Here is a 21,085-nt window from a genome sequence, read left to right on the forward strand (position 1 = left end):
ATCACCCTCTCAGGTCGGCTACGCATCGTCGCCTTGGTGAGCCGTTACCTCACCAACTAGCTAATGCGCCGCAGGTCCATCTGTAAGTGACAGATTGCTCCGTCTTTCCCGGTTCGACCATGCGATCAAACCGCGTATCCGGTATTAGCATTCGTTTCCGAATGTTATCCCAGTCTTACAGGCAGGTTACCTACGTGTTACTCACCCGTCCGCCGCTAACTATCCGAGAAGCAAGCTTCTCTTCAAGTCCGCTCGACTTGCATGTATTAGGCACGCCGCCAGCGTTCGTCCTGAGCCAGGATCAAACTCTCCATAAAAGTTATAGATAAGCTTGTTAGCTCATTACATACTGACTTTAAAACTTTGGATCGACGCGATCCATTTGTTCAGTTTTCAAGGAACTTGTTTGTCGCTTAGAGTCGAATTAACTCGCTGCAACAGTTATTAACTTTATCACCTTCTGCCCAACTTGTCAACAACTTTTATTAAAATTGTTTTGAGCTTATTCAGCTCATTTCCCGTTGTCTCAGAAGCGACATTTAATAATGTATCATAATAAAAATAGAATTGCAAGCATATTTTTAAAAAAAGTATAACTATTATTAATAGTATCGCAATCAATAATTAATTACCCTTACCTTACTGATCAAAGGCAGCGACACAACCAACTTCATTCGTATATAATGCATCCGCTTAATAAACGAATCAATCCGCTTGCAGGCAGATTGATTGAACACTAATCATTTTATATTCAACTCAAAACATATCCTCCGTCAGGAAATAGCGTACTTCCTGTTGTATAGGTATTCGTCTATAAATAAAGTACGTTCTGGCCGATTTCTTCAGCGTGCCCTGCCCGCCCAGGAACACACAATTCTTTATATGCCTCATAAGCCTTCTCTCTCTTCTCCTGTTCCGCTCCCTCCCAGTTAAAATCAGTACGGATAGTTCCGGGAGAAACAACATTGACCCGAATCATGGAAAGTCCAACAGCCAATGCCTTCCCAAGACTTTCAAACAGGGGCAATTGCATCAATTGTGCGAATGTAAAGGTGGATCGCTTCATGTCGTCACCTCTTCTGATTTAAAAAGAGGCCGTCAGCTTTGAATTCAACTGACGGCCATTTTTCATAATGTATTCCTATGCTTTTCTGCTTCAGCACACGTTTCTATTCAAGCAGCTTTAAGAACTCTTCCTCATTATCAATGACCGTAATGCCCAGCTCAGCAGCCTTCTTCAACTTACTGCCCGCCTTCTCTCCGGCAATGACAAAATCCGTCTTTTTCGAGACGCTCCCTGATACTTTTGCACCCAAAGCTTCCAGTCTTTTGGCAGCCTCGTCGCGGTTCATCAGGGACATGGTACCTGTCAGAACAACAGTTTTGCCGCTGAAAATACTGTCCTCGCGAACTTCAGCCCGCTGCTCTGCCTCAGCTTTTACCCCAAGCGTTCTCATTTTATCGATACTGGAACGAATAATTGGATCTCTAAAGAAGGTTGTAATGCTCTCAGCAACAATAGCTCCGACATCAGGCAATCCGACCAGTTCATCAGGCTCCGCTGCCATGATGTCATCCAGGGAACGGTAGTAGTCCGCAAGCATTTTTGTCGTCGCTTTCCCCGTGTTCGGAATCCCAAGCGCATACAGGAACGCAGCTAAGTCACGATCTTTGGATTTCTCCAGCGCGTCCAGCAGATTGCGGGCCTTCTTATCACCAAAACGCTCAAGACCGATCAATTGATCATACGAAAGCTGATAAAGATCAGCAGGGTCACGCACCTCGCAATCCGAATAGAGCTGCTCCGCAGTCATGACGCTGAATGTCTCAATATCCATAGCATCCCGTGAAGCAAAATGGGCGATTCGGCCAATGGTTTGCGGCTTGCATCCCAGCTTGTTATTGCAGAACAGATGGGCACCCCGTTGTTCCAGCAGCGTTCCACAGGCCGGGCACTGGGTCGGATAGACAATTTCCTCGCCATCTTCATCCTCGGCTCTGCCTAATATCTCTGGAATAACATCGTTCGAACGGCGGATAAATACACGTGTGCCTAGCGCATGTTTCAAACCTTTGCGCTCAATATCGCCAATATTATTTAGCGTGCAGTTTTGAACCGTGACTCCTGCGAGCTCGACCGCTTCCACTCTGGCGACAGGAGTAATCTTACCGGTCCGGCCAACCTCCCAGTTCACCGATTCCAAAACCGTTGTTGTTTCCTCCGCTTCAAACTTGAAGGCTACCGCCCAGCGCGGGAACTTGTCCGTATAGCCGAGCACCTCGCGCGTACGCATATCCACGAGCTTCACAACAGCTCCGTCAATCAGATAATCCAACTCGCTCCGTTTGTCAGCAAGCTTAGCAACCTCCCCGAGCACCTCTTCAATTGTATGGAAGTAGGCGGAATACGGGTTAACCTTCAACTGGTTATCGCGAAGGAATGCTGCCATCTCCTGGTGCGTTGCAAAACTAACACCTTCGGCATAACCAACATTATAAAAATAAGCATTAAGCTTGCGTTCAGCGGTTGTTTGCGGGTTGAGGTTGCGCAGTGCTCCAGCGGCTGCATTGCGCGCGTTTTTAAGCGGCTCCGCCGCTGTCTTGTTGTAAGCTTCCAGTACGGAAAGATTCATTATGCCTTCGCCCTGGATCTCCACCTTGCCTGCTGTAAAAGGAATGGTCAGCGGAACAGAGCGGATCGTCCGGACCTGCGCCAGAATGCCTTCTCCGTTAACACCATTCCCGCGGGTAGCCGCCTGTACCAGCTTGCCGTTCTCGTAGGTGAGGTTCAGCGTCAGCCCGTCAAATTTGTACTCTACGACATAAGCCGGATCCGGGAGCGGCTCCGCATCAGGATTTTTGGCATTATAGTCAGCAATCCCTTTCAGGACACGCTGGTTCCATGCAAGCAGATCATCCCCGTTCTGCGCCTTGTCCAGACTCCACAGACGGGATAAATGACGGTGTGGAAGGAAGCCCTTTTGCAGCTCCCATCCCACTCTAAGCGTTGGAGAATCCGGCAGTGTGACACCGGTCTTCTTCTCCAGAGCTGTCAGCTCGTCGTATAACGTATCGTATTCCTTGTCGCTGATGACAGGATTGTCTAAGGTGTAATAATGATAATTCAAACGGTTAATTTCCGCCGTTAATTGTTCCATACGCGCCTGCAACGGCTGATCCATGGAGGGTTCTCATCCTCTCGGGTTGAATTAAACTTTCGTAATCGGCGCAAAACCGGCCAGCAGCCGCTTCAGTCCGACCGGGGCAGGGAAAGCAATTTGCAGCTCCATGTCGTTGCCGCTGCCCTTCACGGCCACAATCGTGCCCGTGCCCCACTTGGCGTGCGATACTTTGTCGCCCGCCGTAAAATCGCGCGGCGCCTGTGCAGCCGCGCCACCGCCTGCCGCCTGGCCGGCGTCCATCGGACTCGTGACGCGCACAGCGCCGCCACGAGCTCCGCCGCCAGCGGCACCTGCCGTCCCCGCGATGCCGGGACGGCTGCCTGCACCGGGCGCTCCTGCGGAGCTGCGCCCGGCAGTGCCGCCGCGGAACCCGAAGCCTGCGGCATTCGGGTCAGCGGCATAGCCGCTGCGGCGCGGGGCGAACCCGCCCGCGATGCCGCGGCCAGGGGAGGCGTCCGCTTTCAGTTCGGACGGCACCTCCTCGAGGAAGCGGGACGGCGCATTGGCGCTCGTCCGCCCGAACAGCGTGCGCATTCTGGCGCACGTCAGGTAGAGCTGCTGCTCGGCGCGGGTAATGCCCACGTAGGCGATCCGCCGCTCCTCTTCCAACTCCTGATTATCGGTGAAGGCCCGGCTGTGCGGGAAGACGCCTTCCTCCATACCAATAATGAAGACAATCGGGAACTCCAGACCCTTGGCACTGTGCATCGTCATCAGAATAACCGCATCTCCGGCCTCGCCGTCTTGTTCCTCGTCCTTGTCCATCGAGTCAATATCAGCAATCAAAGCCAGATCGGTCAGAAAAGCGACAAGCGATTTATCATCATTCCGCTTCTCAAAATCCTGCGTAACGGACAGAAACTCCTCAATATTCTCCAGCCGGGATTTTGATTCTATCGTATTTTCCCGATGAAGCTCCATCTTGTATTCTGACATCTCCAGCATTTTCTCCGTCAGTTCCGTCACGGACAAATAGTCCACCATGCTGGAGAGTGATTGAATCATATAGCGGAAATCCGCCAGTGCCGCCTTCGTCTTGCCCGCCACATCCACTGCATCCAGATGATCCAGGACAGTATACATCGATACACCACGCGAAGCGGCTTCCGCCGAGATCTTCGCCAGAGTCGTGTCCCCGATTCCGCGCTTAGGCACATTAATGATACGGATCAGGCTGATGTCATCATCCGGGTTGGAAATCAGGCGCAAATAAGCAAGCAAGTCCTTGATCTCTTTGCGGTCATAGAACTTGATCCCGCCTACGATCTGGTAAGGGATATCCGACTTGATCAGTATTTCCTCAATTACCCGGGATTGTGCATTCGTCCGGTACAAAATGGCATGATCGGCATATTTTTTGCCGCCCGTGCGGTTTTTACGAATTTCCGAAGTGACATAATAGCCTTCATCATGCTCCGAATCCGCCTGATAGACCGTGATCGGATTGCCTTCGCCGCGGTCCGTCCACAGGTTTTTCGCCTTGCGGCCCGCATTATTTTGAATAACAGCGTTGGCTGCCTGCAATATATTGGAGGAAGAACGGTAGTTCTGTTCCAGCATTATCGTAGTTGCGTTCGGATAATCCTCTTCAAAGTTCAAAATATTTGTAATATCCGCTCCGCGCCAGCCGTAAATGGACTGGTCACTATCGCCGACTACACAAATATTTTTAAGCTTGTCCGCCAGCATTTGGCAAAGCATGTACTGCGCGCGGTTCGTATCCTGATATTCATCCACATGCAAATAACGGAACTTGTTCTGATAGAAATCCAGCACTTCCGGAACTTCCTTGAACAGCTCGATTGTTTTCATGATCAGATCATCAAAGTCCAGGGAGTTGTTGCTTTTCAGTCGTTTTTGATAGGCCTTGTATACGTCAGATACAATTGTCTGGTAGTAGTCGCCCACTTTCTGTTCGTACCGGTCCGGCGTAATCAGTTCATTCTTGGCACTGCTAATAACGGATTGAACGGCCTTGGGCTCAAACTTTTTCGTATCGACATTCATATCCTTCATACAATTGCGGATAACGGAAAGCTGGTCTGTTGAATCAAGAATGGAAAAATTCGAGGTATATCCGATCCGGTCAATATCCTTGCGCAAAATCCGTACACACATCGAGTGAAAGGTCGAAACCCAAATATCCTGACCGCTTGGCCCAACAAGCGCAGCAACTCTCTCCTGCATCTCGCGGGCGGCCTTATTCGTAAATGTAATAGCCAGTATGCTCCAGGGTGCAACCCGCCGCTTCTCGATCAAATACGCAATCCGGTGGGTCAACACGCGGGTTTTCCCGCTTCCCGCTCCTGCCATAATGAGCAGCGGGCCTTCCGTGCACTGAACAGCTTCCCGTTGACGCTCATTCAGCTTCTGCACAGCCTGATCGATATCTATTCGATTAAACATAATGTACTCCTTTGTTCCCATTTATGTTCGCCTATATCAAGTCTAAATTACAGGGTCATACGTGTCAATTCAATTGGAAGTAATTCGCAATAAGAGCTTATTTATGATGCTGTTTGACTGCCTGAACCGTGTTAAGCGCAGCCGTCAAATCCGAATAAATAATATTCCCTACGATAACCGTGTCCGCAGCAGCAGCAGCTTCGGCCGCCTTCTCTGCGCTGTCGATTCCCCCGCCATAAAAAAGCCGGCCTTGCGCCAGCAGTCCACGGGCCCGTCTGACCAGCCCCATATTGCCAAATCGTCCGCTGTATTCCAGGTAAACAATCGGCATCCGCATCAGACGGTCGGCCAGCCTGACATACGCCAGAGCCGCCATATCATCCAGCTCCGCGTCCGCATCTGATCTGCGTGCCGCCTCCGCATCCGGGTTCAATATGATATAGCCTTCTGCAAAGGTACTCTCCCACGGAATATAAGAACCGAACTGCCGGATCGCCTCCGCCTGTCTCCCGGCAAGCCATTGCGGATCACGGCTGTTAAGCACCATAGGAATGAGATAATAATCAAATCCAGGCACTGCCGCTTCCTCAGAGGTCACCTCAAGCGCACAGGGTACTTCATATCTGCGGATACGGGACAACAAGTCAACTGTATTGTCAAAGGTGACTCCGCTTGATCCGCCAACCATAATGGCGTCCGTCCCGGACATGCATACCGCATCCAGTGTATCATCATTAATTTCCCGGTCCGGGTCGAGCTTGAAAACATGCTTCCAGCTTGCAAATACAGGTTCAATCATTGGTTCCTCCGATATCAATGCCAGCATTAATCTTGATGAATCTACTATACCATATGGATGATTTTCAAGACCAATTCCAAATGCAGAAACGGTCCATCGCTTCGGTATTCATTCAAGGACGAAAATTGAAATGTCTTTCCTTGAAAAATTAAGAAAGCCCGCCAACAGGTTGGCGGGCTTGGGATGTGGAATGCTTGCGGGGAGGTCGTTCGGGGTATATAAACAAACTTAGGCCGGTTTTTTGACTTATGCCGGTTCTAAGCTGCCAGCCTCGAAAAATTTCGGCAAAAAAGCTTTATTCGCTTCCAGCATTTCATCCAGAAGCTGCTTGCCTACTTCAATGCTCGGTACAAGCGGATGATGCGTCATCGCAAGCAAGGCGGTATCCCGGTCGCCTTTGATTGCCGCTTCAATTGTCAGCGACTCATACGTTTTAACCGCATGGATCAATCCCTTGATTGCTTCCGGAACCCGCTGCGGCGGGAGCGGAATCGGCCCCTGTGCCGTAACGACGCAGTTGACCTCAATGCTGGCATCCTCCGGAAGGAAATCCAGAATTCGTCCATTGCGGACATTCAGCGTCTGAATATCCTGCTTGTTCGTATATAGAGAATAAATAAGGTTTACCGCTGCTTCTGAATAGAAGGCTCCGCCGCGCTTCTCCAACTGCTTCGGCTTTTCTTTCAAATCAGGATCAGCATACAGCTCGAACAGCTCCGACTCTACCCGGCTGACGACGTCCGCTCTTGTCTCGTTCTTCTCCAGCGAAGCTGCCATATCCGCATACATTTTGTCTGTCATATAGAAGTAACGCAGATAATAGGTCGGAATCGCTCCAAGCGCATTCAGGAAATCGGCATCCCAATCCAGCGCTGTCACATTGGCAGCGGAATAGGATTTTTGTCCTGCGATCATCTCAGGAAGCTTATCCTCCCCGCCCACATAAGCGGCTGTCACCCAATGCAGGTGATTGATGCCTACGAATTCCGCCAGTGCATCCTTCTCGCTGACACCATATTCCTTAGCCAGATACTTCTGAAAGTTAATTGGTGAATTGCACAAGCCGACCGTTTTTACCTTCGAATATTTTTGAACCGCTTCAGTCACAATTCCAGCCGGGTTCGTGAAATTAAGCAGCCATGCATCAGGAGCCAGTTCCTCAATATCCTTGCAGATGTCTAAAATGACAGGTACGGTGCGAAGCGCCTTGAACATGCCTCCCGGACCGGTCGTCTCCTGGCCGATAACACCGTGCTGAATTGGAATATGCTCATCCTGGCGTCGTGCTTCGAGCAGCCCGACCCGAATTTGCGTCGTTACAAAATCAGCTCCCCGGATCGCCTCCCGACGGTCCACTGTCAGCTCCACCCGAATTGGCAAGCCTGCCTTCTCTACCATACGCTTCGCGAGGGCACCGACGATTTCCAGCTTATGGCGGCCTGCCTCAATATCTACAAGCCATAGCTCGCGAATCGGCATTTCGTGATATTTATGAATAAAGCCTTCTACAATCTCCGGCGTGTAGGAAGAACCTCCGCCGATCACGGCAATTTTAAGCGCTTTCTTTTCTGTTGTCATGGAAATTCCTCCTTATAGAACTTCTGCTTCTCTGTCAAATGTAATCTTCCGCAGCACAGCATCCGTCTCCGGATCTATATGAACGCCATGGCGATCCATTGCACTCATCACGGCTCCGACTACCGGATCAACCGTCAGCTTGACAATACTCGCCTTTGGCGCAACGCAATTAATCTCTGCACGAATTGCGTCCACCATATGCGATGTGCTTCCTTTGGACAGTACACTTCCTGTCAGGACCACATCAAACTCCTCCTGCTCCATGCCAAGCCGGCGAATGAGCGCATTCGCTGCGTTGCCATGCTCGCGTCCGGCTTCTTCCAATATGTCAATTGCCGCCTCATCGCCCTGTCCGGCAGCTTCAAAAACAACCTTGGCCAGTGAAAACGGCGGGCGTTTGCCATTATCCAGCACATCGTCATACATTTCCTGAAGCGAAGCATATCCCAGTTTGTGCGGTACAATCTCACTAAGTAAAGTAGGCTTACCGCGGCCGTCCCAGCCCCGAACGGCGCTGCGGAACGCATGAACCGCCAAATCCGAGCCTGAACCCCGCCCGTCTCCAAACAAGTACCCGAAGCCCCCGTATTGAAGTTCTTCTCCCTGTGCATTGCGTGCCGCGGAGTTAAAACCGGTCCCGCTAATGATCACCGCACCATAGGAATTCTTGGTTCCTGCGCGCATTCCTATGATGGTGTCACAAGACAGGTCATAATCGGCAAACCCGAGTGAAGCAATCATGGGACGCAGAATCCGGTAATCTACTTCCCGGTCGGCACCTGCAAGCCCGAAAAAGGCAAACGCAACTTCCTCCTTCGTCACACCGGCCATCTCCAAAGCCTGGGTGCATGCCTGGTCTATGCTTGCCCTGGCTCCTTCAAACGCAGTCTGATGATTGCCGTTGCCTCCGCTCCCTTGACCGAGCAAACGTCCTTTCTCATCAGTCAGCAGGGCATGGGTCTTGCTGCCTCCGGCATCGATTCCAAGGAAATACAATATCCTCACTCCTTTTTTCTATTTAACAGTATGATCCCAAATTCAACACAAGTTCTGCCAGTTCGCGCCTGCGACAGGTAATGCCCGCCAGCAGTAACGCCCGTCATGATCAGGTGTCGGTGTTTCTAAATTCATCTTGCTTATACTTTAAAATAAAAAAACACCGCTCTCTAGTAACAAAGAACGATGTTTCGATACTATCTTACTGTTTATTAGAAGGACGAACCTCTGAAGGCGATTTGCCGATATGTCTCCTGAACAGCCGGTTAAAGTTGGACAGATTGTGAAACCCGCAGCACTCCGCGATTTCAATAATTTTGTAGTCCGAGGACTCCAGCATTGTAATTGCCTGTGTGAGCCGAAGCTGAATCAAATAATCAACAGGAGAAGTGCCTACAACCTGGGTAAACAGCGCGCTGAAGCGTGAAGGACTGAGATGGACATAATCCGCCATCCGCCCCAGTGTCCACGGCTCCGAGAGACAGCTCTCCAATTCGTGAAGCAGCTTGCGAATCTGCTCTGTGCCATTGGTATGCGGCACCCCTTTTGCGTTTGGCTGTGCAAAATGCCGGTTCACAAGCGCGAAAAACTGGACCATTTGCGCCCTTACAATCGTTTCGTAATGCGCTTCTCCTCCGGCAAATTCCTCACTCATCTCCTGAATCAGCCTGCGAAGTTGCGGATGCACCGGGTGATTCCGGTCGAGCACATTATGGAACCGCCTGCCCATGTGGCGGAACGGATTCATCAGCTCCGTATCGTACCTTCGTTCCAGGGAAAAGTAAGAGCCGTCGAACATAATGATCCGCATGAAAAGGTCCTCCTGCTCAAAGGCACGGTGCAGATCATTGGAGTTGATCAGCACAATATCACCTTCTTGCAGCTCATGCTTGTTTCCGTTAATTAAATAATGGCCCGTCCCCCGGCAAATATAGTTGATTTCAAGCGTTGCATGCCAGTGAAGCCGTTGGAAAGAGGGACTTACCCCCTCCGTCTCTGTAATCCGAAGCGGAAAAGACGGGGGAAGATCAATAAGGTCTTTGGTCACCATCTGAGTTAAAGCCCCCTGTCACCGTCATGCCTTGCTATAGTCCCGCGTTACTTAACCAATTGGCCGCGTGTCACGCCAAGCTGGTTAGTAGCCTTCAGCTTGCGCCATACCTGGGTGCCGCTTACGCGTCCAAGCAATGCGTCGTTGTAAAGGCTGATAACCTCCAGCACCGTCTCCGCCGATTCCTCCAAAAACTCCAGGCGGAACGAGTTCACGCCAAGCTCACGGAAGTTGCTCAAATATTCTGCACCTGACTGCTCAATCGCATTGTATACGGTGTTGCGGCAGCCTTCGTCTACGCGGACCGGATGGGACATGCCTATACGATCCTGAAGCGATGCCCGGTGATCCTCGCAAGGCCGCCCGCAGTTCGTAAAGTCCGTTCCTTCACTCATGAAGGTACAATACACACAGTGCTCCGTATGGAACATCGGAAGATGCTGGTGCAACACAACCTCAAGCCTTGACGTATCGGACTCGCCCAGCATATCGACCATCTGCTGCACATTCAGGTCATAGGAAGGTGTAACCATAGAGCAGCCCGCTTCCAGGAACAAATCCGCCGTCTTATGGTTGGCAATGTTAAGCGAGAAGTCGCCAATCAGTTCCGGGAAGCTTCCCTGCGATCCTTCAGCCTGCCATTCAATCCGGGCCTTCAAATAGAAGTACAGCGCGCCAGTATTGCGCACAAGTACAGCATCCGGCTGCAGTCTGAGAATATTGCGATGGTAGCCGTTCTCGTTCGGCATATGAATGCGCGGTGTCGCCAGCGCAATCCGCTTGCCTGCGCGGCGCGCAGCTTCTACAGCTGCCGGGAACTGCTTAATGAACTCAAAATCTGCATAAATCAGCTCAACATGCGTCTGTACAGCCGCTTCTACCTGCTCCAGCGTTCTGCACAGTACGGTCAACAGGGCTTCGCTCGCAGCAGCCGGCGGACGCTCGGCAAGAAGCACATCAGCATGCATTTCCGGCGGATTGCGCTTATAGACCGGCGGCTTCGGACGCTCGCCGGCAAGCTTCTCGACTGCTTCGCGGCGCAGCCGGTTCAGCTCGCGAATGGGCACAATCAAATCGCCGTTAAGTGCCACATCGAGCTTTTCAAGCTGATACACCGTTCCTCCGAGACGTCCAAGCTGCTCACGCAGCAGTTCCTCGTCCATAGGACGTTTCTGGGCAAGCTCGAGCTCCAGCTCCGAGACGATTTCCACCGTTGTCCCTTTTTGCACATCTGTCCACCATGTACGAAGCGGTTGCCCCAAGCTTCCCGTCACCTTGAGATGCAGCGGGAATACGCGATAGGGCTTGTCTGTCTCGAACGTTTGACGCAGACGCTTGTCGAGCGCAGGGTCGCTTGTTTTCCAGATCCGGTCGCCGACATGAACCTTCTTCAGATCAATATCATTACGTCCGGGTACAATTTCAAGCACGACCCCTTCCTGGGCCTCTCCTTCAATTTTGACACCTTGGCGGCGCAGATCGTATACACGTCCGCCCTCTTCCTTTTTCGTCGGATCTCCTGCATCGAATACAATTCCGTCTCCGCGTTTGAGCGGCGCATCAATCCGGCATATGACCGCATCACGCAGGATGCGCTCTACACGTCCCAAATAGACGCCGCGGCTTTTCGGGAATGTTCCCTCTACAAGCTGCTTATTATTGGTTCCTTTCAGGAATCCGTGTGTAAAGCCCCGGGAGAAGCTTTGCTGAAGCTCGCGCAGTTCTTCCTTCGAAGGCGCGGACAGATCGCCGTCAAAGTATTTGTCAATGGCACGGCGATACTTGCTGACGACATTCGCTACGTATTCCGGACTCTTCAGCCTGCCTTCAATCTTGAAGGAGGTCACGCCCGCTTCGATCAGCTCCGGCACCAGTTCCACAGCAGCCAAATCCTTGGGTGAAAGCAGGTATGCAATATCCCCCATCGGCTTATGTTCACCGTCAACCATCAGTTCGTAAGGCAGGCGGCAGGCCTGGGCACATTCCCCGCGGTTAGCGGAGCGCCCGCCCCACATCTCCGAGGTCAGACATTGACCGGAGTAGCTGACACAGAGTGCGCCATGAACGAATACTTCCATCGGCAGCTTCGCCTGCTCGCCAATCATTTTGATCTGCTTCAGATTATTTTCCCGTCCCAATACTACGCGTTCCATATCCCATGGCTTCGTGAATTCCACAGCCTCAGGGGAAGTAATTGTCATCTGGGTGGAGCCATGAATCGGGAAATCAGGCGACAGCTCACGAATCAGCTTCACCAGTCCCAGATCCTGCACGATTACCGCATCGACACCCGCATCTATACAGGACTCGATGAGGCTTTTCGCATCTTCCAGCTCATTTTCAAAAACAAGTATATTAAAGGTCAAAAATCCCTTCACGCCATAGCTATGCAAAAATGCCATAATCTCCGACAGCTCGTCGGTACGAAAGTTATTGGCCCGCGCCCGCGCATTGAATTTCTCCACACCGAAAAAAACCGCATCGGCGCCATTCGCAACCGCAGCCCGCATACAGTCCCAGTCGCCGGCAGGGGCCAGCAGCTCAATATCTTCCCGTTTTATCGTTGCCATTTGTTGAATGTTCCTCCAAGTTCAAGCACACAAGACGGAAAGGCTCAGGCAACTATCATGCCGGACCCGATCAATTGCAAGTCTCGTAGCGCTTTTATAATAATTCTATTTTAACAAAGCGCAACGCTGTAAGCTACATCTGAAAAAAAGAAACATCTTCCGAACCCGTTTGCGCCAATGCGATTCGTCTTTGAAATGCCAGGCCCGCTCGCTTTTCACGCTTCTCTTTTGTAAAATAAATTCAACCTGAGACTTTTGTTCATAGCTTAAAGAACGGAAAGGAGATTACATGCCTTTTATTTTGATGTTTATGACTATGTTGATTATTGTAGTTGGCCTGCAATTTATCATTCGCGGACAACGTAAACAAGCAGCGGGCAAACCTGCACGCTATTTTCAATGGCTGGGCTATAGTCTGATTGCGATGTCATTGCTCCTGATTTTCATGGGCGTGCTGCAGGTGTACGATGAGGCGCAGCATGCAATAGGACATTGAGAAACAGCCCCGGATGCATTAATTGAAACATGTTGTGCTACAGGGTGCTTACTCATTATCCTGTAGCAGTTGAGCAGTCCTGATGAGTAGCATATAGGTCGGCCTGTCGCAGTATCCCGGGAATGAACCGTAACACATCAGTATATTGGTGTGTTTATATGTAATCTTGCCATTCTGTTCGAAACCGGTTTCAAGAACTGGAAAAGCCATGATATAATATGGACTTGACGAAATCATTCGAAAGCGAGGTTTTTCCGTTATGAAACTTGGCGTATTCGCAGTATTATTTGCACAAAAATCATTGGATGAAGCACTCGATTATATTAAAGCCCAAGGGCTGGATGCTGTAGAAATTGGTACAGGGGGATATCCTGGCGACGCGCACTGCAAGCCGGACGAGCTGCTCGCAGACGAGAACAAACTTGCTGCATTCAAGCATGCATTTGAATCCCGCGGCCTGATTATCAGCGCACTGAGCTGCCACGGCAACCCGCTTCACCCGCAAAAAGCAATCAGTTCCGATCACGATGCGGTACTTCGCAAAACGATTGAACTGGCTGGCAAGCTGGGCGTTCCTGTGGTGAATACTTTCTCCGGCTGTCCGGGAGACCATGAGGATGCCAAATATCCGAACTGGCCGGTTGCACCATGGCCAAATGACTATCAGGAAATTCTGGACTGGCAGTGGTCGAACAAGGTTATTCCTTACTGGACTGAAATTGCCAAGCTTGCTGAATCCCATAATGTAAAAATCGGACTGGAGCTGCACGGCGGCTTCTCCGTTCATACACCTGCTACCCTGCTCCGTCTGCGTGAGGCTGCCGGCGATGCAATCGGTGCCAACCTTGACCCGAGCCATATGTGGTGGCAAGGTATTGATCCTGTTCAAGCAATCCAAATCCTTGGACGCGCGAACGCGATTCACCATTTCCATGCGAAGGATACAACGATTGATCCGATCAATGTGAACCGTCACGGTGTAACTGACATGCAGTCTTACGCACTGATGCTTGACCGCGCATGGCAGTTCAGAAGTGTTGGCTTTGGCCATGACCTGAAAACATGGGCTGACATCATGAGCGCACTCCGTCTCGTCGGCTACGACTATGTAGTCAGCATTGAACATGAGGACGGTCTGATGTCTGTTGAAGAAGGCTTCACCAAAGCAGTGGAAAACCTCAAGCAAGTGCTGATTCGCGAGCCGCTTGGGGAAATGTGGTGGGTATAAGAGGATAGGATGGTGAGCTGAAGCTGAGCCGGGGGCGTGCGGGGTAGTGAGGAGCATGCAGGTAAGACGGTCATGACGCGGCACCCGCTGCGCAAGCAGGTCGTTCCTCCGATCGCTGTTGTTCCCGGATTTCCTTCATTTACAACCCCAAGGGTTGAAATCCGGGAACAAAGGCGAACGCTCACGCTTCTCCAGAACGACCTGCTTGCTCCGCTTTACGCTCACCACCCTAAATGGGATAAGAAAGAAAAGCATGTTTTGGCTTATTTACATTCGCCAAAACCAATACTCTTTCTCAAAAATCTTCGTTTGAATGACGCCAAGCGCTCTTCATACGGAGATTTTTTATTAGGTTAATTGTTAATAACATAAAACATGAACCCCGCTTACAAGTTGGTAAGCGGGGTTCATGTTTTGGCGATACGTTCCAGACCCTGATTAATTCAAGGGGAACGTGAGCGCTAACTATGTATGGTGCAAGCGCTTTTAGATTACCAAGTCTGCGTAATCATAATGAAGTCTACAACCAGGAATACAATCAAAGCTACAGCAGTAAATCCGATCGCGAACAAATTTTTTCTTGGACGAGCCATCACAAGACGAATCAGTCCGATAAAGATGATGACGGTGAACAGCAGCATAATAATATCAAATGGCTCAAATGTGCTAGCTGCTGCTGCAGCCTGCTCTTCTGCTAGGAAAAACATGAGGGACCTCCTTTTTTTCACACGTATCCTATTATTATTCTATGTTAGCCTGTACTTTCGCGCGATGCAAGTGCGAATTTTGAACTTTAACAACTTTGTCACCAATTATAAACAAAAATTATAAAGGATAACAAGTAATCGGGCAAAAATGGGTCTGCTTCTTCAAATTATACAGAACCCCCCGCTCGGGTGGTTGAACGGCTAAGTTGTGCATGATTAAACGCCCTGTACCTATAAAGTATCCATCCCTCCCAGCATTTATAACAAAAGCGATGCGAAACTTGTACCCGAGCTTGCAGCTGGCCGGCTGAAATATATATAACCTTATCCAGATCAAAACTAATAAAAAGGGACTCCAGACCTTAGCCCGGAATCCCCTTACCCATCTTATATATGCTTACACTTCCGCTCCGGCGGCAACGCCGTCCTGCACGCTGCGCTGCTCCGTACGCTCACGGTCACGTTCCAGAATCGGCTTCAAATAGCGGCCGGTATAGGAACCCTCAACCTTCACCAGTTCCTCCGGCGTACCTGCTGCAACGAGTGATCCGCCGCCGCTGCCGCCCTCAGGACCAAGGTCAATCAGATAGTCTGCCGTCTTGATGACGTCCAGATTATGCTCGATAACAAGCACGCTCTCTCCGGAATCCACCAGACGGTGCAGGACGACCAGCAGGCGGTCAATATCATCGACATGCAGCCCGGTTGTCGGCTCATCCAAAATGTAGAGCGTCTTGCCCGTACTGCGGCGGTACAGTTCAGCAGCCAGTTTCACACGCTGCGCCTCGCCGCCGGATAATGTGGTAGCCGGCTGCCCCAGCTTCATATAGCCAAGACCGACATCAAACAGTGTCTGCATTTTCCGGTGGATGCGCGGAATGTTCTTGAAGAAGTCAACAGCATCCTCAATCGTCATCTCCAGCACTTCGGCAATGCTCTTACTTTTGTATTTGACCTCCAGCGTTTCCCGGTTGTAACGGCTGCCCTTGCAGATTTCACAAGGGACATAGACATCCGGCAGGAAGTGCATTTCAATTTTGATAATCCCGTCTCCGCGGCAAGCCTCGCAGCGTCCGCCCTTCACATTAAAGCTGAAGCGTCCCTTTTTGTATCCGCGGACCTTGGATTCATTTGTCGCAGAGAATACATCGCGGATATCATCAAACACACCCGTGTAGGTCGCCGGGTTGGAACGCGGCGTGCGGCCGATTGGCGATTGGTCGATATCGATCACTTTGTCGATTTGCTCCAGGCCGCGAATCTCTTTATGCGCCCCCGGACGAGTTTTGGCTTTGTTCAGATCACGGGCAAGCGTCTTGTACAAAATTTCGTTCACCAGCGTCGATTTTCCTGAGCCGGAAACCCCGGTTACCGCTGTGAATACACCAAGCGGAATTTTCACATTCAGATTGCGCAGGTTATTTTCCTTCGCTCCGCGAACCTCAAGCCACTTTTCACCTGTCGCGCGGCGGGACAGTGGAACCGGAATGAACTGCCGTCCGCTCAAGTAGCGGCCGGTCAGGGAGTTCTCATCCGCCATAATTTCCGCAGGCGTCCCCTTTGCGACCACCTGACCTCCGTGAATACCGGCTCCCGGACCGATATCAATAATATAGTCGGCTGCCAGCATCGTGTCCTCGTCATGCTCGACGACGATGAGCGTGTTGCCCAGATTGCGCATATGCTCCAGCGTCTGGATCAGCCGGTCATTATCGCGTTGATGCAGCCCGATGCTCGGCTCGTCCAGAATGTACAGCACGCCCATCAGACTGGAGCCGATTTGCGTAGCCAGCCGGATACGCTGCGCTTCTCCACCGGATAATGTTCCTGCTGCACGGCTGAGAGTCAAATATTCAAGGCCGACATTAACGAGAAAGCCGAGACGGCCGTTAATTTCCTTCAGAATGAGGGTGGCGATTTTCGTATCCTTCTCATTCAGGGTCAGCTCCTGAAAGAACTTCTGTGCTCCGCCGATAGACAGAGACGTCACGTGAGCAATGTTAGTGCTGCCTACGGTTACCGCCAGTGTTTCCTTGCGCAGACGCTGCCCTTTGCAGCCTCCGCAAGGCTTGGCGCTCATATATGCTTCTATATATTCACGGATGCCCTCTGATGCAGTATCCCGGTAGCGGCGCTCCAGATTGTGGACTATCCCTTCAAACGGAACATAGGCTTCCTTGGATTGGCCGAAATCATTTTCATAGCGGAACTTTACCCGTTCCCCGCCGGTACCGTAGAGCAGCTTTTTCATTTGTTCCTGAGCAAGTTCACTGATGGGCTTATCCTTCGGAATGCCATAGTGCTTGCAGACGGAATCCAAAAACTGCGGATAGTAGTTGGAGGTACTGCCTGCCCACGCCTCAAAAGCGCCCTGGTCAATCGATTTGCTTGTGTCCGGCACGAGCAAATCAGGGTCCACAATCATTTTGGCGCCAAGACCGTCGCACTCCGGACAAGCCCCATACGGGCTGTTGAACGAGAACATGCGGGGAGCCAATTCTTCCATGCTGAATCCGCACTCCGGGCAGGACAAGCTGGAGCTGAAGAGCAGTTCCTCTTTATCGATAATATCGACGATAACCCGTCCTTCTCCAAGCTTCAGAGCCGTCTCCAGAGAATCCGCAAGGCGGGTCTGGACATCATCTTTAATCACGATCCGGTCAACCACAACTTCAATACTGTGCTTTTTGTTCTTTTCCAGCTCAATCTTATCGCTCAGATCGCGCAGCTCGCCATTAACGCGGACACGTACAAAGCCCTGCTTCTGAATATCCGCCAGCAGCTTCGTATGCTCGCCCTTGCGACCGGATACGACCGGAGCCAGAATTTGCAGCCGTGTACGCTCTTCGTACTCCATAATCCGGTCAACCATCTGCTCGACGGTTTGCGAGGTAATCTCAATGCCGTGATCCGGGCAATGCGGCTTGCCGACACGTGCAAACAAAAGCCGCAAATAATCATAAATCTCGGTTACGGTGCCGACTGTGGAACGCGGGTTGCGGCTGGTTGTCTTCTGGTCAATAGAGATAGCAGGCGACAGACCGTCAATGGAGTCCACATCCGGCTTCTCCATCTGGCCCAGGAACTGTCTGGCATAGGCCGAGAGGGATTCCACATAGCGGCGCTGGCCCTCTGCATATATCGTATCGAAGGCGAGCGAGGACTTGCCGGAGCCGCTCAGCCCCGTCAGAACAACGAATTGGTCACGGGGAATCGTGACATCAATATTTTTAAGATTATGGGCGCGTGCGCCCTTAATAACGATTTGATCGCTAGCCAAAGCAATTTCCCTCCCTTTCTATCCTTCTGCTTTCAATTCCAGCAGCGCATCGCGAAGCTCAGCCGCGCGTTCAAACTGCAGGTTTTTCGCAGCTTCCTTCATTTCCGCCTCCAGACGCTGAATGAGCGACTGGCGATCTTTCTTGGACATTTTGCCGAGCTTGCCGTCTGTCAAATAATCCGCCTTTTGCTCCGCAACCTTCGTTGCCTCAATGACATCATATACCCGTTTGCGAATTGTTTGCGGCTCAATTCCATGCTTTTCATTGTAGGCGACCTGAATTTCGCGGCGGCGCTCTGTCTCGCGAATGGCGCGACCCATTGAGTCCGTGACTTTATCACCATACATAATGACACGGCCTTTACTGTTCCTCGCCGCTCGGCCGATCGTCTGAATCAGTGAACGGTCGGAACGCAGGAAGCCTTCCTTATCCGCATCGAGTATCGCAACCAGCGACACCTCCGGCAAATCAAGTCCTTCCCTCAGCAGGTTAATCCCGATAAGCACATGGAAGGTACCGATCCGCAAATCGCGCAGAATGCTCATCCGCTCCAAGGTCTTGATATCCGAATGGAGATAGCGGACCTTAATACCGACTTCCTTCAAATAATCGGTCAAGTCCTCAGACATCTTCTTCGTGAGCGTCGTGACCAGCACCCGTTCATCCTTGGCAATGCGGTCTCTGATCTCGCCAAGCAAGTCATCAATCTGCCCCTTCGTCGGACGCAGCTCGATGATCGGATCAAGCAGGCCGGTAGGCCGGATAATTTGCTCCGTCATTACCGGACAATACTCCAGCTCATACGGTCCAGGGGTCGCCGAGACGAAGACGATCTGGTTGAACTTCTCTTCAAACTCCTCAAACCGCAACGGACGGTTGTCCTTGGCGGACGGCAGGCGGAATCCATGCTCAACCAGTACGTTCTTACGGGCCTGGTCCCCGTTGTACATCGCACGGATTTGCGGCAGTGTAACGTGCGATTCATCAATGACAACCAGCATATCATCGGGAAAGAAGTCCATCAGGGTATATGGTGTTGACCCCCGTTCCCGGAAGGTAAGCGGACCTGAGTAGTTCTCAATCCCCGAGCAGAAGCCCATCTCCTGCATCATCTCAATATCATAGCGTGTCCGCTGCTCCAGCCGCTGCGCTTCCAGCAGCTTGCCCTGCTCCCGGAATTCAGCCAGCCTCTCTTCCAGCTCGCGCTCAATATTCACTAGTGCTCTCTTCATTGTATCCTCGTGAGTAACAAAGTGAGAGGCAGGAAATATCGCAACATGATCACGTGTACCGACAATTTCTCCGGTCAGCACATCAATTTCGGTAATCCGTTCAATCTCATCTCCAAACAGCTCTACCCGAATCGCGCGCTCATTATTGGCAACAGGGAAAATCTCAATGACATCTCCCCGCACCCGGAACGTTCCGCGGGTGAAACTGATATCATTGCGCTGGTATTGGATATCCACGAGTTTGTGCAGAATATCATTACGCGACTTCTCCATCCCTACCCGCAAAGACAGCACCAGGCTTCCGTATTCGGTCGGTGAACCGAGACCGTAAATACAGGATACACTGGCGACTATGATGACATCACGACGTTCAAATAGCGAGCTTGTCGCAGAGTGGCGGAGCTTATCTATCTCATCATTAATGCTGGAATCCTTCTCAATGTAAGTATCGGAGGAAGGGATGTAAGCTTCCGGCTGATAGTAGTCATAATAGCTGACGAAATATTCGACTGCATTATTCGGAAAAAACTCCTTGAATTCGCTGCAAAGCTGGGCGGCCAGCGTCTTGTTGTGCGCGATAACCAGAGTGGGCCGGTTAAGCTGGGCGATTGTATTTGCAATGGTGTAGGTTTTGCCCGTTCCGGTCGCCCCAAGCAGTGTCTGGTATCTCTGTCCTTGCCGAACCCCGGCTACCAGCCCTTCAATTGCTTTCGGCTGATCCCCTTGCGGTGAATATTCGGAGAGCAGCTCAAACTTATTCGACGACAATTGCAATTCGCTCATAACCTTCCCCTTCCCAAGCGTAAGCAATGCCCCGGCGCTGACCCGAGTACGATGCTTCGCACAAGCGTAAACGGCCATCGCTGTCCATGACAGCGGCAGCAAGCGTTTCGCATTTTCAAATGACACGGCTATAATCACGTAATCTATTAGTGCTGTATATTTATTCTAACCATTATGGTAGACATATATATCAATAAGAATATGTGTTCCCGTATAATTATACTGCTTCCATCCAGTTGTTGCAATCGGTGATTAATGGATGTTCCAATATTTCCATCCATGCATCGTCATCGAAGGTACATGTCAATCAGACAAGCGCAAGCGGCTTTGACATCTTTTCATTGACAGACAAAAGCTTCGTTTCGCGCAGAGATATAAGCCGATAATAAGGGTGAAACTTATACTTTCTTAATATTATAAAAAAAACCCTCATCCAAATGGATGAGGGTTTCTCCCGTTGTCAACTGTTATTACAGTTTAACTACGTTTTCTGCTTGTGGTCCGCGGTTGCCTTGAACCACGTTGAATTCTACGCGTTGACCTTCGTCAAGAGTTTTGAAACCGTCGCCGACGATTGCGGAGAAGTGAACGAATACGTCGCTTCCGCCTTCAACTTCGATGAAACCAAAACCTTTTTCTGCGTTGAACCATTTAACTGTACCTTGTTGCATGTGGATGACCTCCAAATAAAAAATTAACATGTTCATTTTTTGCCGATAAACAAAAATTCACATATTGAGAAAGGCTTCATCGTAAAATGCTTAACCCTTTTCAAT

General features: G+C 50.8%; 13 protein-coding genes, 1 rRNA gene and 1 pseudogene. 2 read left to right on the plus strand and 13 right to left on the minus strand.

Going from position 1 to position 21,085, the window contains the following annotated elements:
• From H583_RS0113125 to H583_RS0113165, 9 genes and pseudogenes are all read right to left on the minus strand, one after another.
• Window positions 1-317, minus strand: a 16S ribosomal RNA gene (locus tag H583_RS0113125); the annotation flags it as partial.
• Between the two features lie 494 nt (window positions 318-811).
• Window positions 812-1,015: pseudogene (locus H583_RS32815) on the minus strand (SDR family oxidoreductase); the annotation flags it as partial.
• 154 nt (window positions 1,016-1,169) lie between these two features.
• Window positions 1,170-3,182, minus strand: a complete 2,013-nt coding sequence (gene ligA / locus H583_RS0113135; RefSeq protein ID WP_028560876.1) for an NAD-dependent DNA ligase LigA — start codon at window positions 3,180-3,182, stop codon at window positions 1,170-1,172.
• Window positions 3,183-3,209: 27 nt separating this feature from the next.
• Window positions 3,210-5,588, minus strand: a complete 2,379-nt coding sequence (pcrA, locus tag H583_RS0113140) for a DNA helicase PcrA (protein ID WP_028560877.1) — start codon at window positions 5,586-5,588, stop codon at window positions 3,210-3,212.
• Window positions 5,589-5,685: 97 nt separating this feature from the next.
• The gene (gene pcrB / locus H583_RS0113145) at window positions 5,686-6,387 is read right to left on the minus strand and encodes a heptaprenylglyceryl phosphate synthase (protein ID WP_028560878.1); all 702 of its coding nucleotides are present in this window, start codon (window positions 6,385-6,387) and stop codon (window positions 5,686-5,688) included.
• A gap of 246 nt (window positions 6,388-6,633) precedes the next feature.
• Window positions 6,634-7,965 (minus strand): 6-phospho-beta-glucosidase, encoded by a 1,332-nt coding sequence (locus H583_RS0113150; protein WP_028560879.1) that lies wholly within the window; start codon window positions 7,963-7,965, stop codon window positions 6,634-6,636.
• A gap of 12 nt (window positions 7,966-7,977) precedes the next feature.
• Window positions 7,978-8,970: an N-acetylglucosamine kinase gene (locus tag H583_RS0113155; RefSeq protein WP_342663526.1), complete on the minus strand. Its 993-nt coding sequence runs from the start codon at window positions 8,968-8,970 to the stop codon at window positions 7,978-7,980.
• A gap of 193 nt (window positions 8,971-9,163) precedes the next feature.
• Window positions 9,164-10,012, minus strand: a complete 849-nt coding sequence (locus H583_RS32820) for an AraC family transcriptional regulator (RefSeq protein ID WP_036709546.1) — start codon at window positions 10,010-10,012, stop codon at window positions 9,164-9,166.
• A 47-nt stretch (window positions 10,013-10,059) separates the two neighbouring features.
• Window positions 10,060-12,582 (minus strand): U32 family peptidase, encoded by a 2,523-nt coding sequence (locus H583_RS0113165; RefSeq protein ID WP_028560881.1) that lies wholly within the window; start codon window positions 12,580-12,582, stop codon window positions 10,060-10,062.
• Between the two features lie 289 nt (window positions 12,583-12,871).
• Here H583_RS0113165 and H583_RS0113170 point away from each other — a divergent pair, with 289 nt between their 5' ends.
• Both H583_RS0113170 and H583_RS0113175 read left to right on the plus strand, forming a co-directional pair.
• Window positions 12,872-13,078 carry a hypothetical protein gene (locus tag H583_RS0113170; protein WP_028560882.1) on the plus strand — a complete coding sequence of 69 codons (207 nt, stop codon included), beginning with the start codon at window positions 12,872-12,874 and terminating at the stop codon, window positions 13,076-13,078.
• Between the two features lie 259 nt (window positions 13,079-13,337).
• The gene (locus H583_RS0113175) at window positions 13,338-14,306 is read left to right on the plus strand and encodes a sugar phosphate isomerase/epimerase family protein (protein ID WP_028560883.1); all 969 of its coding nucleotides are present in this window, start codon (window positions 13,338-13,340) and stop codon (window positions 14,304-14,306) included.
• Window positions 14,307-14,797: 491 nt separating this feature from the next.
• Here the strand turns inward: H583_RS0113175 and H583_RS0113185 are convergent, their stop codons facing one another.
• The 4 genes from H583_RS0113185 to H583_RS0113200 all read right to left on the minus strand — a co-directional run bounded on the left by H583_RS0113185 (window position 14,798) and on the right by H583_RS0113200 (window position 20,980).
• Window positions 14,798-15,013: a hypothetical protein gene (locus H583_RS0113185; protein WP_028560885.1), complete on the minus strand. Its 216-nt coding sequence runs from the start codon at window positions 15,011-15,013 to the stop codon at window positions 14,798-14,800.
• A 397-nt stretch (window positions 15,014-15,410) separates the two neighbouring features.
• The gene (gene uvrA / locus H583_RS0113190; protein WP_028560886.1) at window positions 15,411-18,293 is read right to left on the minus strand and encodes an excinuclease ABC subunit UvrA; all 2,883 of its coding nucleotides are present in this window, start codon (window positions 18,291-18,293) and stop codon (window positions 15,411-15,413) included.
• Between the two features lie 18 nt (window positions 18,294-18,311).
• A complete protein-coding gene (gene uvrB, locus H583_RS0113195) occupies window positions 18,312-20,309 on the minus strand; it encodes an excinuclease ABC subunit UvrB (RefSeq protein ID WP_028560887.1) in 1,998 nt (665 codons plus the stop codon).
• A 470-nt stretch (window positions 20,310-20,779) separates the two neighbouring features.
• A complete protein-coding gene (locus H583_RS0113200; protein ID WP_028560888.1) occupies window positions 20,780-20,980 on the minus strand; it encodes a cold-shock protein in 201 nt (66 codons plus the stop codon).
• Between the last annotated feature and the right edge of the window lie 105 nt (window positions 20,981-21,085).

The sequence above is a fragment of the Paenibacillus pinihumi DSM 23905 = JCM 16419 genome, assembly GCF_000422505.1.
Taxonomy (GTDB): Bacteria; Bacillota; Bacilli; order Paenibacillales; family Paenibacillaceae; genus Paenibacillus_D; species Paenibacillus_D pinihumi.